This is a genomic window from Pseudomonas asturiensis (assembly GCF_900143095.1).
GTDB lineage: Bacteria > Pseudomonadota > Gammaproteobacteria > Pseudomonadales > Pseudomonadaceae > Aquipseudomonas > Aquipseudomonas asturiensis.
The window spans coordinates 214,791-233,191 of record NZ_FRDA01000004.1; the positions used below are offsets into that span (position 1 = coordinate 214,791).

The 18,401-nt window shown below is 60.6% G+C and carries 16 protein-coding genes; 12 read left to right on the forward strand and 4 right to left on the reverse strand.

The genetic code is table 11. The features are described 5' to 3' along the window. Positions 1-250 precede the first annotated feature (250 nt). Genes BUB69_RS09030 through phhA form a run of 3 tightly spaced genes read right to left on the reverse strand, consistent with a single transcriptional unit; the run spans position 251 to position 2,641 of the window. Positions 251-1,447 (reverse strand): amino acid aminotransferase, encoded by a 1,197-nt coding sequence (locus tag BUB69_RS09030; RefSeq protein ID WP_073164908.1) that lies wholly within the window; start codon positions 1,445-1,447, stop codon positions 251-253. Then, on the reverse strand, positions 1,447-1,803 hold the full coding sequence (locus tag BUB69_RS09035; RefSeq protein ID WP_073164912.1) for a 4a-hydroxytetrahydrobiopterin dehydratase: 357 nt from the start codon (positions 1,801-1,803) through the stop codon (positions 1,447-1,449). The genes BUB69_RS09030 and BUB69_RS09035 overlap by 1 nt, the downstream gene beginning before the upstream one ends. Before the next feature lie 40 nt (positions 1,804-1,843). Continuing rightward, complete coding sequence (phhA, locus tag BUB69_RS09040; RefSeq protein WP_073164916.1) at positions 1,844-2,641, reverse strand: phenylalanine 4-monooxygenase; 798 nt, start codon at positions 2,639-2,641, stop codon at positions 1,844-1,846. A 273-nt stretch (positions 2,642-2,914) separates the two neighbouring features. Between phhA and BUB69_RS09045 the strand changes: the two genes are divergently transcribed. Then, complete coding sequence (locus BUB69_RS09045) at positions 2,915-4,474, forward strand: sigma-54-dependent transcriptional regulator (RefSeq protein WP_073164920.1); 1,560 nt, start codon at positions 2,915-2,917, stop codon at positions 4,472-4,474. Between the two features lie 93 nt (positions 4,475-4,567). Here BUB69_RS09045 and BUB69_RS09050 read toward each other — a convergent pair whose 3' ends face one another. After that, positions 4,568-4,834, reverse strand: coding sequence for a DUF2790 domain-containing protein (locus tag BUB69_RS09050; protein ID WP_073164923.1), 267 nt, complete (start codon positions 4,832-4,834; stop codon positions 4,568-4,570). 345 nt (positions 4,835-5,179) lie between these two features. Between BUB69_RS09050 and acs the strand changes: the two genes are divergently transcribed. From acs to astD, 11 genes are all read left to right on the forward strand, one after another. Then, positions 5,180-7,135 carry an acetate--CoA ligase gene (gene acs / locus BUB69_RS09055; protein WP_073164927.1) on the forward strand — a complete coding sequence of 652 codons (1,956 nt, stop codon included), beginning with the start codon at positions 5,180-5,182 and terminating at the stop codon, positions 7,133-7,135. A 783-nt stretch (positions 7,136-7,918) separates the two neighbouring features. Then, entirely contained in the window at positions 7,919-8,695 is a 777-nt protein-coding gene (locus BUB69_RS09060; RefSeq protein ID WP_073164931.1) for an ABC transporter substrate-binding protein, read from the forward strand. An 85-nt stretch (positions 8,696-8,780) separates the two neighbouring features. Further along, positions 8,781-9,470, forward strand: a complete 690-nt coding sequence (locus BUB69_RS09065) for an ABC transporter permease (RefSeq protein WP_024688799.1) — start codon at positions 8,781-8,783, stop codon at positions 9,468-9,470. After that, on the forward strand, positions 9,467-10,165 hold the full coding sequence (locus BUB69_RS09070) for an ABC transporter permease (RefSeq protein WP_073164935.1): 699 nt from the start codon (positions 9,467-9,469) through the stop codon (positions 10,163-10,165). Before BUB69_RS09065 ends, BUB69_RS09070 begins: the two co-directional genes overlap by 4 nt. Before the next feature lies 1 nt (position 10,166). Further along, the gene (locus BUB69_RS09075; RefSeq protein ID WP_073164938.1) at positions 10,167-11,279 is read left to right on the forward strand and encodes a succinylglutamate desuccinylase/aspartoacylase family protein; all 1,113 of its coding nucleotides are present in this window, start codon (positions 10,167-10,169) and stop codon (positions 11,277-11,279) included. Between the two features lie 22 nt (positions 11,280-11,301). After that, positions 11,302-12,066 carry an ABC transporter ATP-binding protein gene (locus tag BUB69_RS09080; protein WP_073164942.1) on the forward strand — a complete coding sequence of 255 codons (765 nt, stop codon included), beginning with the start codon at positions 11,302-11,304 and terminating at the stop codon, positions 12,064-12,066. Positions 12,067-12,201: 135 nt separating this feature from the next. Further along, positions 12,202-13,191 (forward strand): transcriptional regulator ArgR, encoded by a 990-nt coding sequence (argR, locus tag BUB69_RS09085; protein WP_073164945.1) that lies wholly within the window; start codon positions 12,202-12,204, stop codon positions 13,189-13,191. 245 nt (positions 13,192-13,436) lie between these two features. Beyond that, positions 13,437-14,654 carry an aspartate aminotransferase family protein gene (locus BUB69_RS09095; RefSeq protein WP_073164948.1) on the forward strand — a complete coding sequence of 406 codons (1,218 nt, stop codon included), beginning with the start codon at positions 13,437-13,439 and terminating at the stop codon, positions 14,652-14,654. Positions 14,655-14,787: 133 nt separating this feature from the next. Further along, complete coding sequence (gene aruF, locus BUB69_RS09100) at positions 14,788-15,819, forward strand: arginine/ornithine succinyltransferase subunit alpha (protein WP_073164951.1); 1,032 nt, start codon at positions 14,788-14,790, stop codon at positions 15,817-15,819. Positions 15,820-15,881: 62 nt separating this feature from the next. Then, positions 15,882-16,907: an arginine N-succinyltransferase gene (gene astA / locus BUB69_RS09105; protein ID WP_073164954.1), complete on the forward strand. Its 1,026-nt coding sequence runs from the start codon at positions 15,882-15,884 to the stop codon at positions 16,905-16,907. After that, complete coding sequence (gene astD, locus BUB69_RS09110; RefSeq protein WP_175561678.1) at positions 16,904-18,373, forward strand: succinylglutamate-semialdehyde dehydrogenase; 1,470 nt, start codon at positions 16,904-16,906, stop codon at positions 18,371-18,373. The genes astA and astD overlap by 4 nt, the downstream gene beginning before the upstream one ends. Positions 18,374-18,401 lie beyond the last annotated feature (28 nt).

Consider the following 18,401-nt stretch of genomic DNA (forward strand, 5'->3'; position numbering starts at 1 on the left):
ATAGAACCGTGCTTTAAAAAAGCCTGCGCAGGATACCCCACTGAAAATGACAATCCCGATATTTTTTTCAACTGATTGACCGAACGGCGAAACAAAATCGTGATTTTACTGTCCCGGCCGGATGATCTGGCAGTAGATATTCGCGGACAAGTCCGCCCACCAGCCAAACTCAGCAGGTGGGAGCGAGCTTGCTCGCGAAGGGGCAAATGGCCCTTACACAAATAGTGTGCCTGGCATCAACGATCAGCCTTCACTCCTTGCAAACCGCCGCAATCGCCTGCGCCAGTTGATCCAGACGGCTGGCGTCGATCCCCGCAATGTTGGCCCGGCCATCATTGACCATGTACACGCTCTGCTCGTCACGCAGGCGTTTGACCTGATCGCCCGTGATACCGGTGTAGGAAAACATTCCGCGCTGGTGTGCGATGTGGGCAAAGCGTTCGCCCAGTCCCAGCGGGGTCAAGGCTTCGACCAGTCCGCTGCGTAACTGAGCCACACGCTGACGCATCTCCTCGACCTCATCGGCCCACAGACTTTTAAGCGCTGGATCACCCAGAATTTCTGCCACGACTGCCGCGCCATGATCCGGCGGGTTGGACCACAGATTGCGCGCGATGCTTGCCAGCTGGCTGCGTACATCGAGCAGCTTTTGTGCCTCGTCGGTGCACACAATCAGCGCGCCGGTACGCTCGCGGTATAAACCGAAGTTCTTCGAGCACGAACTGGTGACCAGCAGTTCTGGCAGCTCTTCGGCGAACAGGCGAACGGCCCACGCGTCCTCTTCCAGGCCGTCACCGAACCCTTGGTAGGCAAAGTCGATCAGGGGCAGCAAGTCGCGTTTTTTCACAATCTCCAGCACGTCGCGCCAGTCATCATGCGACAGGTCAAAGCCGGTCGGGTTGTGGCAGCAGGCATGCAGCAGCACCACGTCGCCGTGCGGTATCTGGCGTAAGGCGTCCAGCATGCCATCGACGTTCAGCCGGTTATCGCTGCCGACATACGGGTAATGGCTTACTGTCAGGCCCACCTTGTTGAAGATGGTTTCATGCAGCGGCCATGTGGGATCGCTCAGCCAGATGCCCTTGCCGGGCAGGCACTGGGCGATGAAATCCGCCGCAAGACGTAACGCGCCGGTGCCGCCCGGTGTCTGGGTCGCACCTGCGCGCCGGGTCTTGATGAGTTGCGAATCACTGCCCAGCACCAGTTCACTGATGAGCATGCCGAAGCGCGAATCGCCATGGCTGCCGATGTACGTCTTGGTCATCTGCCTGTCGATCAGGCGCTGTTCGGCGGCTTTAACGGCGCGCGGCACCGGAGTCTGACCTTGTGAATCCTTATAGACGCCCACGCCCAGGTCGAACTTGTCAGGATGGGTGTCGTTGGCATACGCCTCGATCAGACCCAGAATCGGATCGCCCGGTACACGCTGGATATCACTGAAATGCATTATTTGCGTCCCTCGGCGTCTTTGACCACCTCGTCGGTGCGAGCAGCCATGATGAAGTCGTTGCGGTGCAGTCCCTTGATCGAGTGGCTCCACCAGGTCACGGTCACTTTGCCCCATTCAGTCAACAGGCCGGGGTGGTGACCTTCGGCTTCCGCAATTTCGCCGACCGCATTGGTAAACGCCAGCGCAAATTTGAAATTCTTGAACAGAAAGACTTTTTCCAGTTGCATGACGCCGTCGCGCACCTCGATGTTCCAGTCCGGGATCTGCTTGAGCAGCTCCGGCAATTCGGCTTCGTCGACTTGCGGGGCATCGGCGCGGCAGGCTTCGCAGTGGGCTTGATTCAGTGTAGTCATGAACGGATTCCTTTTGGACGCGTGGCAGTCGATCAGGCGATCAGGCCGCGTGGTTATTGGTTTTAGGCGCAAATTTAGGGGCGTGCAGACCCAGCTGCATACCGCGCTCGACCAGCCCCATGATGTCTTCCTGCGCCAGATCGAACAGGCGCTTGAGGTCGGGCAGAACAAAGTACACCGGTTGCAGGATGTCGATGCGATAAGGCGTGCGCATCGCTTCGAGCGGGTCGAAGCGCTGGTGTTCCGGCGTGGACGACAGGCTGTATACCGCCTCTTTGGGCGAGGACAGAATGCCGCCGCCGTAGATTCTGCGTCCCTGCGGCGTGTCCACCAGGCCGAATTCGATCGTCATCCAATACAGACGGGCCAGGTACACCCGTTGTTCCTTGGTCGCGCTCAGGCCGAGTTTGCCGTAGGTGTGGGTGAATTCAGCGAACCAGGGATTGGTCAGCAACGGGCAGTGGCCGAAGATCTCGTGAAAGATGTCGGGTTCCTGCAGGTAGTCGAGTTCTTCTTCGGTGCGGATGAACGTCGCCACCGGGAAACGTTTGCTGGCCAGTAGCTCGAAGAACGTCTGAAACGGGATCAGTGCGGGCACACGTTCGACCTGCCATCCGGTGGTGGCAGCCAGTACCGTGTTGATCTCGCCCAACTGCGGGATTCGGTCATGAGGCAGGCCGAGTTGCTCGATACCGTCCAGGTATTCCTGGCAGGCACGGCCTTCGATCACCTTCATCTGGCGAGTGATCAGGGTGTTCCAGACCGCGTGTTCGGCGGTCGGGTAGTCGATGAAACCCTGTGCATCGGGCTCACGCGCTATGTACTTCGTCTGGGCCATGGAGTCTCCTGAAGAGCACTGTTGTTTTTATAAGGCTGCTTGTGTCGCAACTGCCATGAGCCAGAAATAGCGCAAATCCTGTGCTGCGTCAGCGCGATGCCTGCTACAGCGTCAGGCATTTGGGCCTATGGTCGTAACGAAATCTTTACGGATGATACGGCTGTCAGAAGAATTACGGCTTTGCGAGCCCTTCATTGTGCTGGGCTGTCACGTATTGTTGACGCTAGACTTCGACCTACAACAAAAACATCCACGCCTCGAGGGCTTATCCCCATGCGCATCAAGGTTCATTGTCAGAATCGCATCGGCATTCTGCGCGACATTCTCGACCTGCTGGTTGCCTACGGCGTCAACGTGGCCAGGGGCGAGGTGGGCGGTGAGCATGGCGACGCGATCTATCTGCACTGCCCGAACCTGATCAACCTGCAATTCCAGGCGCTGCGCCCCCGGTTCGAAGCGATCACCGGCGTGTTCGGCGTCAAGCGGGTCGGGCTGATGCCCAGCGAGCGCCGCCACATGGAACTCAATGCTTTACTGGGAGCGCTGGAGTTTCCGGTGTTATCCATTGATATGGCCGGCGCGATCGTGGCGGCCAATCGGGCGGCCGCTCAATTGCTGGGCGTGCGGGTCGATGAAGTACCTGGCATTCCCTTGTCGCGTTACGCCGAAGAGTTCGATCTGCCAGCGCTGGTGCGCGCCAACAAGTCACGCATCAACGGCCTGCGCATCAAGGTGCGCGGCGATGTGTTTCTGGCCGATATCGCGCCCTTGCAGTCGGAGCACGATGAAAGCGAGGCGATGGCTGGTGCGGTACTGACGCTGCACCGGGCTGATCGGGTCGGCGAGCGCATCTACCACGTGCGCAAGCAGGAGCTGCGCGGCTTCGACAGTATCTTCCAGAGTTCGAAAGTCATGGCCGCGGTCGTGCGGGAGGCGAGGCGCATGGCGCCGCTGGATGCGCCGCTGCTGATTGAAGGCGAGACCGGAACCGGCAAGGAACTGCTGGCCCGTGCCTGTCACCTGTCCAGTCCGCGTGGGCAGTCGCCATTGATGGCGCTCAATTGTGCAGGGCTGTCCGAGTCGATGGCCGAGACCGAACTGTTCGGCTACGACCCCGGTGCGTTCGAGGGCGCGCGCGTTGAAGGACGGTTGGGGCTGCTGGAACTCACGGCAGGTGGCACGCTGTTTCTCGATGGGGTCGGCGAGTTGAGTGCACGCATGCAAGCCAAGTTGCTGCGCTTCATTCAGGACGGCTGCTTTCGCCGCGTGGGCAGTGATGAAGACATGTATCTGGATGTGCGGGTGATGTGTTCGACGCAGGTCGATCTGTCCGAACTCTGTGCCAAGGGTGTCTTTCGGCAAGACCTCTACCACAGGCTTAACGTACTGACGCTGCACATTCCGCCGCTGCGTGAATGCCTGGATGGCCTGACGCCTCTGGTGGAGCATTTTCTCGATCAGGCCAGTCGCCAGATCGGCTGCGCATTGCCAGGCATCGCGCCTGCTGCCTTGAAACGCCTCAGTCAGTACCACTGGCCGGGAAATGTACGGCAATTGGAAAACGTGTTGTTTCAGGCTGTTTCGCTGTGTGATGGCGCTCAGGTACAGGCCGAACATATCCGGTTGCCTGATTATGGCGTGCGGCAAACATTAACCGATGTGTCTCTGGACGGCGGGCTTGATGCCATTGTCGGTCGGTTCGAGAAGTCGGTGCTCGAACAACTGTATGCGCAACACCCCAGCAGTCGGCAACTGGGTAAACGGCTGGGTGTTTCACATACAACCATTGCCAACAAGTTGCGCGACTATGAAGTAGGCAGGTCAGTTGAATAGCGCGATGTGTGCATCGAAGAACGTCATGGCTTAACAACGCAAAAGGCGCCCCGCATGAATGACGTGCGAGGCGTCGCGCCCATCGAGCGGGTATCAGCCGTTGCTGCAGCCGTTGCCCATGACCTGATAACTCATGATGTGCTGCTTGCCCTGGGAGTCTTCATAGACCATGCGGGCCGGTACGACCTGGCAGATGTTGGGGATCTGGCTGATGGAAATGACCCTGGCAATATCCAGATGAGTGCCGTAGGTATATTGCTCGACGCGTGCCTGCTGCGCGGCGACTTTGGTTTGCGATTCTTCGGCCATGGCCAGTGTACTGAGACTGCAAAGTGCCAGAATCGCGAATGAAGCTTTCATTGCTGTTTACCTTCTTGAGTGCGAGCGAATGCGCCTGACAAATAATCGAGTTCAGGGAACATTGCGAGGGATTGATTAAGTAACCGGGCCTGTGTGGGGGCGTCTGGTAGTTGCCGTGTTGGCGGAAGTGATTCTAGGCTTCTGACGACGCGATATATATAAAGGCTTTTGATAAGCCTTTTCATCGAAACGGTAACAATCTTTGGAAGGCGTTTGCGGTCGAGCCTGGCGTGAAGAGATGAACCTGAAGATCCTGGCCGGTAAGACCAACGTCGAATGGTCCTGTCAGTGGGGTCGGGATACAACGGAGTCATAAAACAACAACTATCCACCGAGGTAACCAAGATGAGTGCAGCTTCCCTGTACCCTGTCCGCCCAGAAGTCGCAGCGACTACGCTGACGGATGAGGCAACCTACAAGGCCATGTACCAGCAGTCGGTGGTCAACCCCGATGGTTTCTGGCGTGAGCAGGCCAAGCGCCTCGACTGGATCAAGCCCTTCACCCACGTCAAACAGACCTCCTTCGACGATCACCGTGTCGACATCAAATGGTTCGCCGACGGCACGCTGAACGTGGCCTACAACTGCCTGGACCGTCACCTGGAAGAGCGCGGCGACAGCATCGCGATCATCTGGGAAGGCGATGACCCTTCCGAGCACCGCGAAATCACCTACCGCGAACTGCACGCCGAAGTCTGCAAGTTCGCCAACGCCCTGCGCGGCCAGGACGTGCACCGCGGCGATGTGGTGACTATTTATATGCCCATGATTCCCGAGGCTGTGGTCGCCATGCTGGCGTGCGCCCGGATCGGTGCGATTCACTCGGTGGTGTTCGGCGGTTTCTCCCCGGAAGCGCTGGCTGGCCGCATCATCGATTGCAGCTCCAAAGTCGTGATCACCGCGGATGAAGGTTTGCGTGGCGGCAAGAAAACCCCGCTCAAGGCCAACGTCGACCGTGCCCTGACCAATCCGGAAACCAGCAGCGTGCAGAAGGTCATCGTCTGCAAGCGCACGGGCGGCGAGATCGAGTGGAACCGTCATCGTGACATCTGGTACCACGCGTTGCTGGAAGTGGCATCGAGCACCTGTGCGCCAAAAGAAATGGGCGCTGAAGAATCCCTGTTCATCCTCTACACCTCCGGTTCCACCGGCAAGCCAAAAGGTGTGCTGCACACCACGGCCGGCTACCTGCTTTACGCGGCACTGACCCACGAGCGTGTGTTCGACTACAAGCCGGGCGAGATCTACTGGTGTACAGCGGACGTGGGCTGGGTCACTGGCCACAGCTACATCGTCTACGGCCCGCTGGCCAACGGCGCTACCACGCTGCTGTTCGAAGGTGTTCCGAACTACCCGGACATTACCCGTGTGTCGAAAATCATCGACAAGCACAAGGTCAACATTCTCTACACCGCACCGACCGCCATTCGCGCCATGATGGCCGAAGGTACGCGTTCGGTCGAAGGTGCAGACGGTTCCAGCCTGCGCCTGCTGGGTTCGGTGGGTGAGCCGATCAACCCTGAGGCCTGGGGCTGGTACTACGACACCGTCGGCAAGAAAAACTGCCCGATCGTCGACACCTGGTGGCAAACCGAAACCGGCGGCATCCTTATCAGCCCGCTGCCGGGTGCGACCGCCCTCAAGCCGGGTTCGGCGACGCGTCCGTTCTTCGGCGTGATTCCGGCGCTGGTGGACAACCTCGGCAACCTGATCGAAGGTGCGGCCGAAGGCAATCTGGTGATTCTCGATTCCTGGCCAGGCCAGTCGCGCTCGCTGTATGGCGACCATGATCGCTTCGTCGACACCTACTTCAAGACCTTCCGTGGCATGTACTTCACTGGTGACGGTGCGCGTCGCGACGAGGACGGCTACTACTGGATCACCGGGCGTGTGGACGACGTGCTCAACGTGTCCGGCCACCGCATGGGCACCGCCGAGATCGAAAGCGCGATGGTCGCGCACCCCAAGGTCGCCGAAGCAGCGGTGGTGGGCGTGCCGCACGACCTGAAAGGGCAGGGCATCTACGTCTACGTCACGCTCAATGCCGGTGAGACGGCTGATGAGGCGCTGCGTATCGAGTTGCGCAACTGGGTGCGCAAGGAAATCGGTCCGATTGCCTCGCCGGACTTCATCCAGTGGGCACCCGGCCTGCCGAAAACCCGCTCGGGCAAGATCATGCGCCGCATCCTGCGCAAGATCGCGACCGGCGAGTATGACGCGCTGGGTGATATCTCCACCCTGGCCGATCCAGGCGTTGTGCAGCACCTGATCGAGACGCACAAAAGCATGAGCGCTGCCTGACAGGCAGTCCTGCCTCACTCCGGTCCATTCCCGCGCGCCCGCGCGGGAATGCCTCTCGCAGCCTTCCGCGTCTTCAATATGTGCGTCAACCGAGTCATCTGGACCCGTGTGGGCATGATCGGCATTGCGGCGGACTTTAGTGATTGCTCCCGCTCCAAGCCCATTGTTCTACACAAGTCTTGTTGCGACCGGAGGACTGTGGAAGGCGGCTTGCTGGCGATGGCCTCAGTTCAGTCACCCCTATGCCGCTTCAGAATAAGCATCGCCGGCCAGCCGCCTCCCACAGGGTGTGCATTCAGTCGCTTGGCATTGATTTGGTTAGCATCGAATATTCCAGTCGGGATATATCGACCTGTTACGCGTCTACCCGCCGTTTGCGCCGGCCGCTTCCTTGTGGGACATTCGTCCCGATATCTGTAGGAATATGCTGCGCTTCAAGGTGTTTCTCCGAACCGATGACACGCTGGGCTTGCCGGATTAGAAGGCTTTGCCAATAATGGGCGCGTTTTTTGCTGTAACAATCGGTTGGATCTGTAGTCATGGATCACGGGATTTCGGCTTCGTCAACAGGCTCCAGGCGCTTTTCAGGTGCTTCTGTAACTAGTTGTCGCATTGAAGAAATATCGACTTCGGTCCTGTCGTTAAAATGCCCCTCACTCGTCAGAGGCCGATGACCTGCAAACGGTATCGGATGCCTGGCGTCGCTCTCCCTGGATGGTCCTTTCGCATAATGGGCGCTGCCCACTTTGCCACTTGTCGTGCTTTACCGATGGAGTTCTGTAAATGAAAAAGCTCATGCTCATTGGCGCGCTGGCGTTGTCCGTGCTTGCCCAGCCGACATTCGCTGATGAAAAGCCGCTGAAAATCGGCATTGAAGCCGCGTACCCTCCGTTTGCGTCCAAAGCGCCGGATGGCAGCATCGTGGGTTTCGACTACGACATCGGCAACGCGCTGTGTGAAGAAATGAAGGTCAAATGCACCTGGGTCGAGCAGGAGTTCGACGGTCTGATCCCGGCATTGAAAGTGCGCAAGATCGACGCGATCCTGTCTTCGATGTCCATCACTGAAGACCGCAAGAAATCCGTCGACTTCACCGGCAAGTACTACAATTCCCCGGCTCGTCTGGTCATGAAGGACGGCACCAAGGTCAGCGACAACCTGACTGAACTCAAGGGCAAGAAAATCGGTGTGCAGCGTGGTTCGATCCACGAGCGCTTTGCCCGTGAAACGCTGGCGCCTCTGGGTGTCGAAGTGACGCCTTACGGTTCTCAGAACGAAATCTACCTGGACATCGGCGCCGGTCGTCTGGATGGCACCGTGGCTGATGCGACGCTGCTGCAGGACGGCTTTCTCAAGACTGACGCTGGCAAGGGCTACGCCTTCGTCGGCCCGTCGTTCACCGACCCGAAATACTTCGGTGACGGCATCGGCATCGCGGTGCGCAAAGGCGACAAGGCCAACCTTGACCGTCTCAATGCCGCCATTGCTGCCATCCGTGCCAACGGTAAGTACAAGGCAATCCAGGACAAGTACTTCGACTTCGATATCTACGGCAAGTAATCAGCCCTAGAACACCGTCCGAAATGGCGCAGACAGACTTGCTGGCTTGCGCCATTTTTTATTCCACGCTTGAGGACCGCACATGATGTTGAAAGGCTACGGGGCTGTGATCCTCGAAGGTGCCTGGCTGACGTTGCAATTGGCGCTGTCATCGATGGCCCTGGCAATCGTCCTCGGCCTGATCGGCGTGGCGCTGCGTCTGTCGCCGGTGCGCTGGCTGGCCTGGATGGGCGATCTGTACAGCACCGTGATTCGCGGCATTCCCGACCTGGTCCTTATTCTGCTGATCTTCTACGGCGGCCAGGACCTGCTCAACCGCGTCGCACCCTTGCTGGGCTTCGATGAATACATTGATCTCGACCCGTTCGCGGCCGGGGTCTGCACGCTGGGCTTCATTTTCGGGGCCTATCTGTCCGAAACGTTCCGGGGTGCGTTCATGGCCATTCCCAAGGGCCAGGCCGAGGCGGGTATGGCGTATGGCATGAGCAGCGGCAAAGTGTTTTTCCGGATATTGGTGCCGCAGATGATCCGTCTGGCGATCCCCGGTTTTACCAATAACTGGCTGGTCCTGACCAAGGCCACCGCGCTGATTTCCGTGGTCGGTCTGCAGGACATGATGTTCAAGGCCAAGCAGGCGGCCGATGCCACCCGCGAACCCTTTACCTTCTTTCTCGCAGTCGCGGCGATGTACCTGGTGATCACCAGTGTTTCGTTGCTAGCGCTGCGTTATCTGGAAAAACGCTACTCCGTGGGCGTCAGGGCGGCCGACCTATGATCTTTGACTACAACGTCATCTGGGACAGCCTGCCGCTGTATTTCGGTGGTCTGCTCGTCACCCTCAAGTTGCTGGCGGTTTCCCTGGGTTTCGGTCTGCTGGCGGCCTTGCCGCTGGGCCTGATGCGGGTTTCGAAAAACCCGTGGGTGAATATGCCGGCCTGGCTGTACACCTATGTGATTCGTGGCACACCGATGCTGGTGCAACTGTTCCTGATCTATTACGGGCTGGCCCAGTTCGACACTGTGCGTGAGAGCTTTCTGTGGCCATGGCTGTCCAGTGCGACGTTTTGCGCCTGTCTGGCCTTCGCGGTGAACACCAGCGCCTACACGGCCGAAATCATCGCCGGCAGCCTCAAGGCGACGCCTGCCGGTGAGATCGAGGCGGCGCGTGCAATGGGCATGTCACGGTCGAAAATGTACCGCCGCATTCTCCTGCCCTCGGCATTGCGCCGGGCGTTGCCGCAGTACAGTAACGAAGTGATCATGATGCTGCAGACCACCAGTCTGGCGTCCATCGTCACCCTCATCGATATCACCGGCGCGGCCCGTACGGTCAACGCCCAGTTCTACCTGCCTTTCGAGGCCTACATCACTGCAGGCGTCTTCTATCTGTGCCTGACATTCATTCTGGTGCGACTGTTCAAAATGGCTGAACGTCGCTGGCTGGGCTATATGGCCCCACGGAAGGTCTGAAATGCAAAGAATCGATCATGTATTGCCCTGGAGTACCCTCGGTACCGAGCGTCAGTTGAGCGTGTTCAGCTTCGGCTCCGGCGAGCGCAAGGCTTATATCCAGGCCAGCCTGCACGCCGATGAGCTGCCCGGCATGCGTGCCGCGTGGGAGTTGAAAAAACGCCTTGCCGAGCTTGAGCAGCAGGGCGCGCTCAAGGGCGTTATCGAACTGGTGCCGGTCGCCAACCCGCTGGGTCTCGGCCAATTGTTGCAGGGGGCGCATCAGGGGCGGTTCGAATTCGGCAGTGGCAAGAACTTCAACCGCGATTTCACCGAATTGAGCGAGCCGGTTGCCCAATTGCTGGAAGGGCAACTGGGCGATGATCCGCGCGCCAACACTCAATTGATTCGTCAGGCGATGGCCACTGCGCTGGAGCGTCTGCCTGCGCCGCAGTGTGAGCTGCAGGGTATGCAGCGGATTCTGCTCAAACATGCCTGCGTTGCCGATGTGGTGCTGGATCTGCACTGCGACGCCGATGCTGCGCTGCATATGTACGCCTTGCCGCAGCACTGGCCGCAGTGGCGTTCGTTGTCGGCGCACCTGAACGTCAAGGTCGCGTTGCTGGCTGAGGATTCAGGCGGCAGTTCGTTCGACGAAGCGTGCTCGCTGCCGTGGTTGCGTTTGTCGCGGATCTTCCCGCAGGCGCAGATTCCCCTGGCCTGCCTGGCGACGACGCTTGAGCTGGGCGGTCAGGCCGACACCGGCAAGCCTGAGGCCCAAGCGCATGCCGAGGGCATTCTGGCGTTTCTGGCCGAGCAGGGTTTCATCAGCGGCGACTGGCCGCAGCCTGTGCACGAAGCCTGCGAAGGCATGCCGTTCGAAGGCACCGAATTGCTGTATGCGCCGCACCCCGGCGTGGTGACCTTTCTGCGCGCCCCTGGCGTGTGGGTCGAGCCCGGCGAGCCATTGTTCGAGGTCATCGATCCGCTGTCCGATCAGGTCAGCACTATTTGCGCGAATACTGCCGGTGTGCTGTTTGCCATCGAGCGGCTTCGCTACGCTCAACCCGGTTTCTGGCTGGCCAAAGTGGCGGGGCGCAAGGCGCTGCGTCAGGGACGCCTGCTCAGTGATTGATCGTTCTGTGAGAAACCAAAGCATGAACAAACTGGAAGTCCAGGACCTGCACAAGCGGTATGGCAGCCATGAAGTGATCAAGGGTGTGTCCCTGACCGCCAAAGCGGGCGATGTGATCAGTATCATCGGCTCCAGCGGCTCGGGCAAAAGCACGTTCCTGCGTTGCATCAACCTGCTCGAACAGCCCCATGCAGGCAAGATCCTGCTCAACGGCGAAGAGCTCAAGCTGGTCCCGAACAAGGACGGCGGTCTGAAAGCGGCGGATGGCAAGCAGTTGCAGCGCATGCGCTCGCGCCTGTCCATGGTGTTCCAGCACTTCAACCTGTGGTCGCACATGACCGCGTTGCAGAACATCATCGAAGCACCCGTGCATGTACTGGGTGTTCCGAAGAAAGAGGCCCTGGAAAAAGCCGAGTATTACCTGGCCAAGGTGGGGGTCGGGCACCGCAAGGATGCCTACCCGGGGCATATGTCCGGTGGCGAGCAGCAGCGCGTGGCGATTGCCCGTGCACTGGCCATGGAGCCTGAGGTGATGCTGTTCGACGAGCCCACTTCGGCGCTCGACCCGGAACTGGTCGGCGATGTGCTCAAGGTCATGCAGGGCCTGGCTCAGGAAGGTCGGACCATGGTCGTGGTGACCCACGAAATGGGCTTTGCCCGCGAAGTCTCCAATCAACTGGTGTTTCTGCATCAGGGCGTGGTGCTGGAGCGAGGCGACCCGCGTGAAGTGCTGGCCAACCCGCAGACCGAGCGCCTGCAGCAGTTTTTGTCGGGCAGCCTCAAGTGATGAGCGGCATCGCCCCGGCGGTGCCTTTTTGCAACAGAACAGGGCATGCTGCGCGACACGCGACATGACCTGGAGATTCCAGATCGAGCCTGTTCATGGGCTTGGCTTTTGCGGCGATACGTATCGGATGTCCCAATGACTGCCCATCGAATAGGTTTCCTTGTCTGGCCTGGCACCAAAGCGCTGACCCTGGCGCTCGCCGAGGAAGCCTTGCGCGTGGCCCAGCGCGTGCACCCGGAAGTGGTCTACGAGCTGTCGTTTCTGCAGGCCGAGCCCGCTGAGCCCGCCGCCAATGGTGGCTGGCAGTTGCCGGGCGAGCCGTGGGCCGGGCGTCTGGACGGTCTGCACAAGCTGTTTCTGCTGGCCGATGAGCCTCCAGCGCCGGTTGCTTCGGTTCTGGGCAGCGCGCTCAAGCAACTGGTACGTGCCGGTTGCGCGATTGGGGGGCTGTCGGCAGGCGTCTACCCGTTGGCACAGCTCGGGCTGCTCGACGGCTATCGCGCCGCCGTGCACTGGCGCTGGCAGGATGATTTCAGCGAGCGCTTCCCTAAAGTGATTGCCACCAGCCATTTGTTTGACTGGGACCGCGATCGCCTGACGGCCTGTGGCGGCATGTCGGTGCTCGACCTGTTGCTGGCCGTGTTGTCCCGTGACCACGGTGCGGAACTGGCGGGTGCGGTGTCCGAGGAGCTGGTGGTCGAGCGCATTCGCGAGGGCGGCGAGCGTCAGCGCATTCCGCTGCAGAATCGCCTGGGTTCCAGCCATCCGAAGCTCACCCAGGCGGTGCTGCTGATGGAGGCCAATATTGAAGAACCACTGACCACCGACGAAATTGCCCAGCACGTGTGCGTGTCGCGTCGGCAGCTGGAGCGCATCTTCAAGCAGTACCTCAATCGCGTGCCCAGCCAGTACTACCTGGAACTGCGCTTGAACAAGGCGCGCCAGATGCTGATGCAGACCAGCAAGTCGATCATCCAGATCGGCCTGTCCTGCGGTTTCTCGTCCGGGCCGCACTTCTCCAGTGCCTACCGCAACTTCTTCGGCGCGACGCCACGTGAAGATCGCAACCAGCGACGCAGCAGCAGCCCGTTCGAGCTTTCTCCGGTTCCGGCCGAGCGCGGCTGAAACACCTCTGTCACGGCGGCGCATCAATCTGCGTGCGCCGACAGCGCCGGGCCAGACACTCGCCTGCAATCCGTTTAAACTGCGCCTTTGTGACGCATTATGTCGCATTGCCGAAAACCTTGAAAAAACACGGTTTTGCGCTGTAACAAGTTGTCGCCTGGCGGCAAGGTCAAAGCCGAATCTGTCCTTACAATCTTTCTATCGCTCGCCAGTTTCAGGCAGGCGTTCCTCATCAGGAGACTCCGATGTCCGTTGAGCATGCTGCGGTGCAACGCGCCGATTTCGACCAGGTAATGGTCCCCAACTACGCGCCGGCCGGGTTCATTCCCGTACGCGGTGCGGGCTCCCGAGTCTGGGACCAGGCGGGCCGTGAGCTGGTGGACTTTTCGGGCGGGATCGCCGTCAACGTGTTGGGCCATTGCCACCCGGCGCTGGTGGGTGCGCTAACCGAGCAGGCCAACAATCTGTGGCACGTGTCCAACGTCTTCACCAACGAGCCGACCCTGCGTCTGGCCAAAAAGCTGGTCGACGCCACCTTCGCTGATCGGGTGTTCTTCTGTAACTCCGGTGCCGAAGCCAACGAAGCGGCCTTCAAGCTGGCCCGTCGTGTCGCCCATGACCTGTATGGCCCGGAAAAATACGAAATCATCGCCGCCGTGAACAGTTTTCACGGCCGTACGCTGTTCACTGTGAGTGTCGGTGGGCAGCCGAAGTATTCCGACGGTTTCGGCCCGAAGATCACCGGCATCACCCACGTGCCGTACAACGACCTTGATGCGCTGAAAGCAGCTATCTCCGACAAGACCTGCGCCGTGGTGCTCGAGCCGATTCAGGGCGAGGGCGGTGTGCTGCCCGGCCAGCTTGAATACCTGCAAGGCGCGCGCAAGCTGTGCGACGAGCACAAGGCCCTGCTGGTGTTCGACGAAGTGCAGAGCGGCATGGGGCGTAGCGGCCATCTGTTCGCCTACATGCATTACGGCGTGACCCCGGACATTCTTTCCAGCGCCAAGAGCATTGGCGGCGGTTTCCCGCTGGCGGCCATGCTGACCACCGACGCACTGGCCAAGCACCTGGCGGTCGGTGTACACGGCACTACGTACGGCGGCAACCCGCTGGCCTGTGCCGTGGGCGAGGCGGTCATCGACGTCGTCAACACACCTGAAGTGCTGGCTGGCGTAACAGCCAAGCATGAGCGCTTCAAGGCTCGTCTGGAACAGATCGGCCAGCAGTACGGCGTCTTTACCGAAGTGCGCGGCCTGGGGCTGTTGATCGGCTGCGTGCTGGCCGATGCCTGGAAGGGCAAGGCCAAGGACTTCTTCAACGCCGCAGAAGCCCAGGACCTGATGATTCTGCAGGCCGGCCCTGACGTGATCCGTTTCGCGCCAAGCCTGGTGATCGAAGACGCGGACATCGACGAAGGCCTGAACCGCTTCGAGCGTGCCGTCGCCAAACTGACGTCCTGATTCACCGCGTTACCTGCCGGTGTTCGCCTTGGCGGGCACCGGACACTTTTCTGGCACCCTGCGGGCATGACGCCGTGCGGTGCTTTTTTTAGGGCCGGTCGTTCCGGCCTGTGGATCGACAAGGAGTGGCACCATGCTGGTGATGCGCCCCGCGCAAATGGCTGATCTGGCCGAGGTTCAACGCCTCGCCGCCGACAGCCCGATTGGTGTCACGTCCTTGCCCGACGATGCTGGCCGCCTGAGCGACAAGATCGGCTCTTCTGAGGCCTCATTCGCCGCCGAAGTCAGCTTCAACGGCGAGGAAACCTACTTCTTTGTGCTCGAAGACAGCGAGAGCGGTCAGTTGGTGGGCTGCTCGGGCATTGTCGCGTCAGCGGGTTATTCCGAGCCGTTCTACAGCTTTCGCAACGAGACCTTCGTGCACGCCTCTCGCGAGCTGAAGATTCACAACAAGATTCATGTGTTGTCGCAGTGTCACGACCTGACCGGCAACAGCCTGCTGACCAGCTTTTACGTGGTGCCGGAGCTGGTGGGCACAGCGTGGTCGGAACTCAATTCCCGGGGGCGTCTGCTGTTCGTTGCCAGCCACCCCGAGCGCTTCGCCGATTCGGTGGTCACCGAAATCGTCGGTTACAGCGATGAGAATGGCGACTCACCGTTCTGGGATGCCATCGGCCGCAACTTCTTCGACCTCAACTACGCCGCTGCCGAGCGCCTGTGCGGGCTGAAAAGCCGGACCTTCCTCGCCGAGCTGATGCCGCATTACCCGATCTACGTGCCACTGCTGCCCGACGAAGCACAGGAAGCCATGGGCCAGGTGCATCCGCGTGCGCAGATCACCTTCGACATTCTGATGCGCGAAGGCTTCGAAACCGATCACTACATCGACATTTTCGACGGTGGCCCGACCCTGCATGCGCGGGTTTCCGGGATCCGTTCGATTGCGCAAAGCCGTCTGGTACCGGTCAAGATTGAGGCAGGCAACGCCAGCGATGTCGGCCGGGGCGGGCGCTCTTATCTGGTTGCCAATGGCCTGCTGCAGGATTACCGCGCCGTGCTGCTGGAGCTGGACTGGGCGCCCGGTCGCCCGGTGGTGCTGAGCCTGCAGGCCGCCGAAGCCCTGGGTGTTGGCGAAGGTGCCAGTGTGCGGATCGTGGCGGTCTGAGCAAGACCTGCGAATGCTGATAAGCAAGTTTCGAGGCTCTTGAGAGCCGCTGAGGAGATAACATGATCGTTCGTCCCGTACGCAGCAGTGACCTGCCCGCGCTGATCGAGTTGGCGCGCAGCACCGGTGCCGGCCTGACGACCCTGCCCGCCAACGAACAGCGCCTGGCGCACCGGGTCGGCTGGGCTGAAAAGACCTTCCGCGGCGAGGCCGAGCGGGGCGACGCGGACTACCTGTTCGTGCTCGAAGATGATGACGGGCGTGTGGTCGGTATCTCGGCCATTGCCGGTGCTGTCGGCCTGCGCGAGCCCTGGTACAACTACCGGGTCGGCCTGACCGTCAGCGCCTCTCAGGAACTGAACATCTACCGCGAGATCCCGACGCTGTTTCTGGCCAACGACCTGACCGGCAATTCGGAGCTGTGCTCGCTGTTTTTGCGCAGCGATGCACGCAGCGGTCTCAATGGCCGGCTGCTGTCCAAGGCGCGCATGCTGTTCATCGCCGAATTTCCGAAGCTGTTCGGCAACAAGATCATCGCCGAGATGCGGGGCATGTCTGACGAGAACGGTCGGTCGCCGTTCTGGGAAAGCCTGGGCCGGCACTTCTTCAAGATGGAGTTCAGCCAGGCCGATTACCTGACCGGTGTCGGCAACAAGGCGTTCATCGCCGAGCTGATGCCCAAGTTCCCGCTGTACACCTGCTTTCTCTCCGAAGATGCGCGCAAGGTGATCGGTCGCGTGCACGCCGATACCGAGCCTGCGCTGACCATGCTCAAGGCAGAAGGCTTCAGTTATCAGGGCTACGTCGATATCTTCGACGCGGGCCCTGCCATCGAGTGCGAAACCGGCAAGATACGCGCGGTGCACGACAGCCAGGCGCTGGTGCTGGCCATTGGCACACCAGGCGATGATGCGCCGCAATTTCTGATCTACAACCGCAAGCGCGAAGACTGCCGCATTACGGTCGGACCGGCGCGTTTCGCCGCAGGCACACTGGTGGTCGATCCGATGACCGCCAAACGTCTGCGCATGAGCCCCGGGGATAACGTGCGGGCAGTGCCGCTCTCGGCGGCACGGGAGGGTGTTTGATGAGCACGCTGTATATCGCGGGTGCCTGGCAGGCCGGGCAGGGTGAACTGATCACGTCGCTGAACCCGGTGACCCAGCAAGTGCTGTGGTCCGGTCAGGGCGCGACCGCCGAGCAGGTCGATCAGGCGGTGCAGGCCGCGCGACAGGCTTTTCCAGACTGGGCGCGACGCTCGTTGCAGGCGCGCATCGACGTGCTCGAAGCCTTCGCTGCGCGGCTCAGGCACCACGCCGACGATCTGGCCCGCTGCATCGGTGAAGAAACCGGCAAGCCGCTGTGGGAATCGGCGACTGAAGTGACCACGATGGTCAACAAGGTCGCCATCTCGGTGCAGAGCTATCGCGAGCGCACGGGTGAGAAGAGCGGCCCACTGGGCGACGCGACGGCCGTATTGCGCCACAAGCCCCACGGCGTGGTGGCAGTGTTCGGTCCGTACAACTTCCCTGGCCACTTGCCCAACGGTCACATCGTGCCTGCGTTGCTGGCGGGCAACGCCGTGCTGTTCAAACCCAGCGAACTGACCCCGAAAGTGGCTGAGCTGACGGTCAAATGCTGGATCGAAGCCGGTTTGCCCGCCGGTGTGCTCAACCTGCTTCAGGGTGATCGCGAGACCGGCATCGCACTGGCTGCCCATTCGGGCATCGACGGGCTGTTTTTCACCGGTTCCAGCCGCACCGGTAACGCGCTGCATCAACAGTTTGCCGGGCGTCCGGACAAGATCCTCGCCCTGGAAATGGGCGGCAACAACCCGTTGCTGGTGGATCAGGTTCAGGACGTGGACGCGGCGGTGTACACCGTGATCCAGTCGGCGTTCATTTCCGCCGGTCAGCGCTGCACCTGCGCACGTCGCTTGCTGGTGCCGCAGGGCGATTGGGGTGATGCCTTTCTGGCGCGGTTGGTGGCCGTCAGCGAGACCATTGAAGTCGGCTCCTTCGATCAGCAGCCTGCGCCTTTCATGGGCTCGGTGATCTCGCTGGACGCCGCGCGCGGTCTGCTGGACGCTCAGCGCACCTTGCTGGACAAAGGCGCTGTATCGTTGCTGGAGATGCGTCAGCCGCTGGCGCAATCGGCGTTGTTGACGCCCGGTATCATTGACGTCAGCGCGGTCAGTGAGCGCTCCGACGAAGAGCTGTTCGGCCCGCTGTTGCAGGTGATTCGCTACGTCGATTTCGATGCCGCCATCGCCGAAGCCAACGCCACCCGTTACGGTCTGGCGGCTGGCCTGTTGTCGGACTCCGAAGCGCGCTATCAGCAATTCTGGCTGCAAAGCCGCGCTGGCATCGTCAACTGGAACAAGCAACTGACCGGTGCTGCCAGCAGCGCGCCGTTCGGCGGCGTCGGGGCCTCGGGCAACCATCGGGCCAGTGCGTATTACGCCGCCGATTACTGCGCGTATCCCGTGGCGTCCCTTGAAACCGGCAGCCTGACGCTGCCGACCACGCTGACTCCGGGTATCAGGCTGAGCTGACAGTGCGCGCAACGATTGCTTATGAAAA

Bases quoted from the DNA above. Each gene is read 5' to 3' on its own strand.
- BUB69_RS09065 (WP_024688799.1), top strand. From the start codon at position 8,781: ATGTTGAAAGGCTACGGGGCTGTGATCCTCGAAGGTGCCTGGCTGACG.
- aruF (WP_073164951.1), top strand. From the start codon at position 14,788: ATGCTGGTGATGCGCCCCGCGCAAATGGCTGATCTGGCCGAGGTTCAA.
- BUB69_RS09035 (WP_073164912.1), bottom strand. From the start codon at position 1,803: ATGACTACACTGAATCAAGCCCACTGCGAAGCCTGCCGCGCCGATGCC.
- BUB69_RS09070 (WP_073164935.1), top strand. From the start codon at position 9,467: ATGATCTTTGACTACAACGTCATCTGGGACAGCCTGCCGCTGTATTTC.
- BUB69_RS09060 (WP_073164931.1), top strand. From the start codon at position 7,919: ATGAAAAAGCTCATGCTCATTGGCGCGCTGGCGTTGTCCGTGCTTGCC.
- BUB69_RS09075 (WP_073164938.1), top strand. From the start codon at position 10,167: ATGCAAAGAATCGATCATGTATTGCCCTGGAGTACCCTCGGTACCGAG.
- argR (WP_073164945.1), top strand. From the start codon at position 12,202: ATGACTGCCCATCGAATAGGTTTCCTTGTCTGGCCTGGCACCAAAGCG.
- astA (WP_073164954.1), top strand. From the start codon at position 15,882: ATGATCGTTCGTCCCGTACGCAGCAGTGACCTGCCCGCGCTGATCGAG.
- BUB69_RS09050 (WP_073164923.1), bottom strand. From the start codon at position 4,834: ATGAAAGCTTCATTCGCGATTCTGGCACTTTGCAGTCTCAGTACACTG.
- BUB69_RS09030 (WP_073164908.1), bottom strand. From the start codon at position 1,447: ATGCATTTCAGTGATATCCAGCGTGTACCGGGCGATCCGATTCTGGGT.
- BUB69_RS09095 (WP_073164948.1), top strand. From the start codon at position 13,437: ATGTCCGTTGAGCATGCTGCGGTGCAACGCGCCGATTTCGACCAGGTA.
- phhA (WP_073164916.1), bottom strand. From the start codon at position 2,641: ATGGCCCAGACGAAGTACATAGCGCGTGAGCCCGATGCACAGGGTTTC.
- BUB69_RS09080 (WP_073164942.1), top strand. From the start codon at position 11,302: ATGAACAAACTGGAAGTCCAGGACCTGCACAAGCGGTATGGCAGCCAT.
- acs (WP_073164927.1), top strand. From the start codon at position 5,180: ATGAGTGCAGCTTCCCTGTACCCTGTCCGCCCAGAAGTCGCAGCGACT.
- BUB69_RS09045 (WP_073164920.1), top strand. From the start codon at position 2,915: ATGCGCATCAAGGTTCATTGTCAGAATCGCATCGGCATTCTGCGCGAC.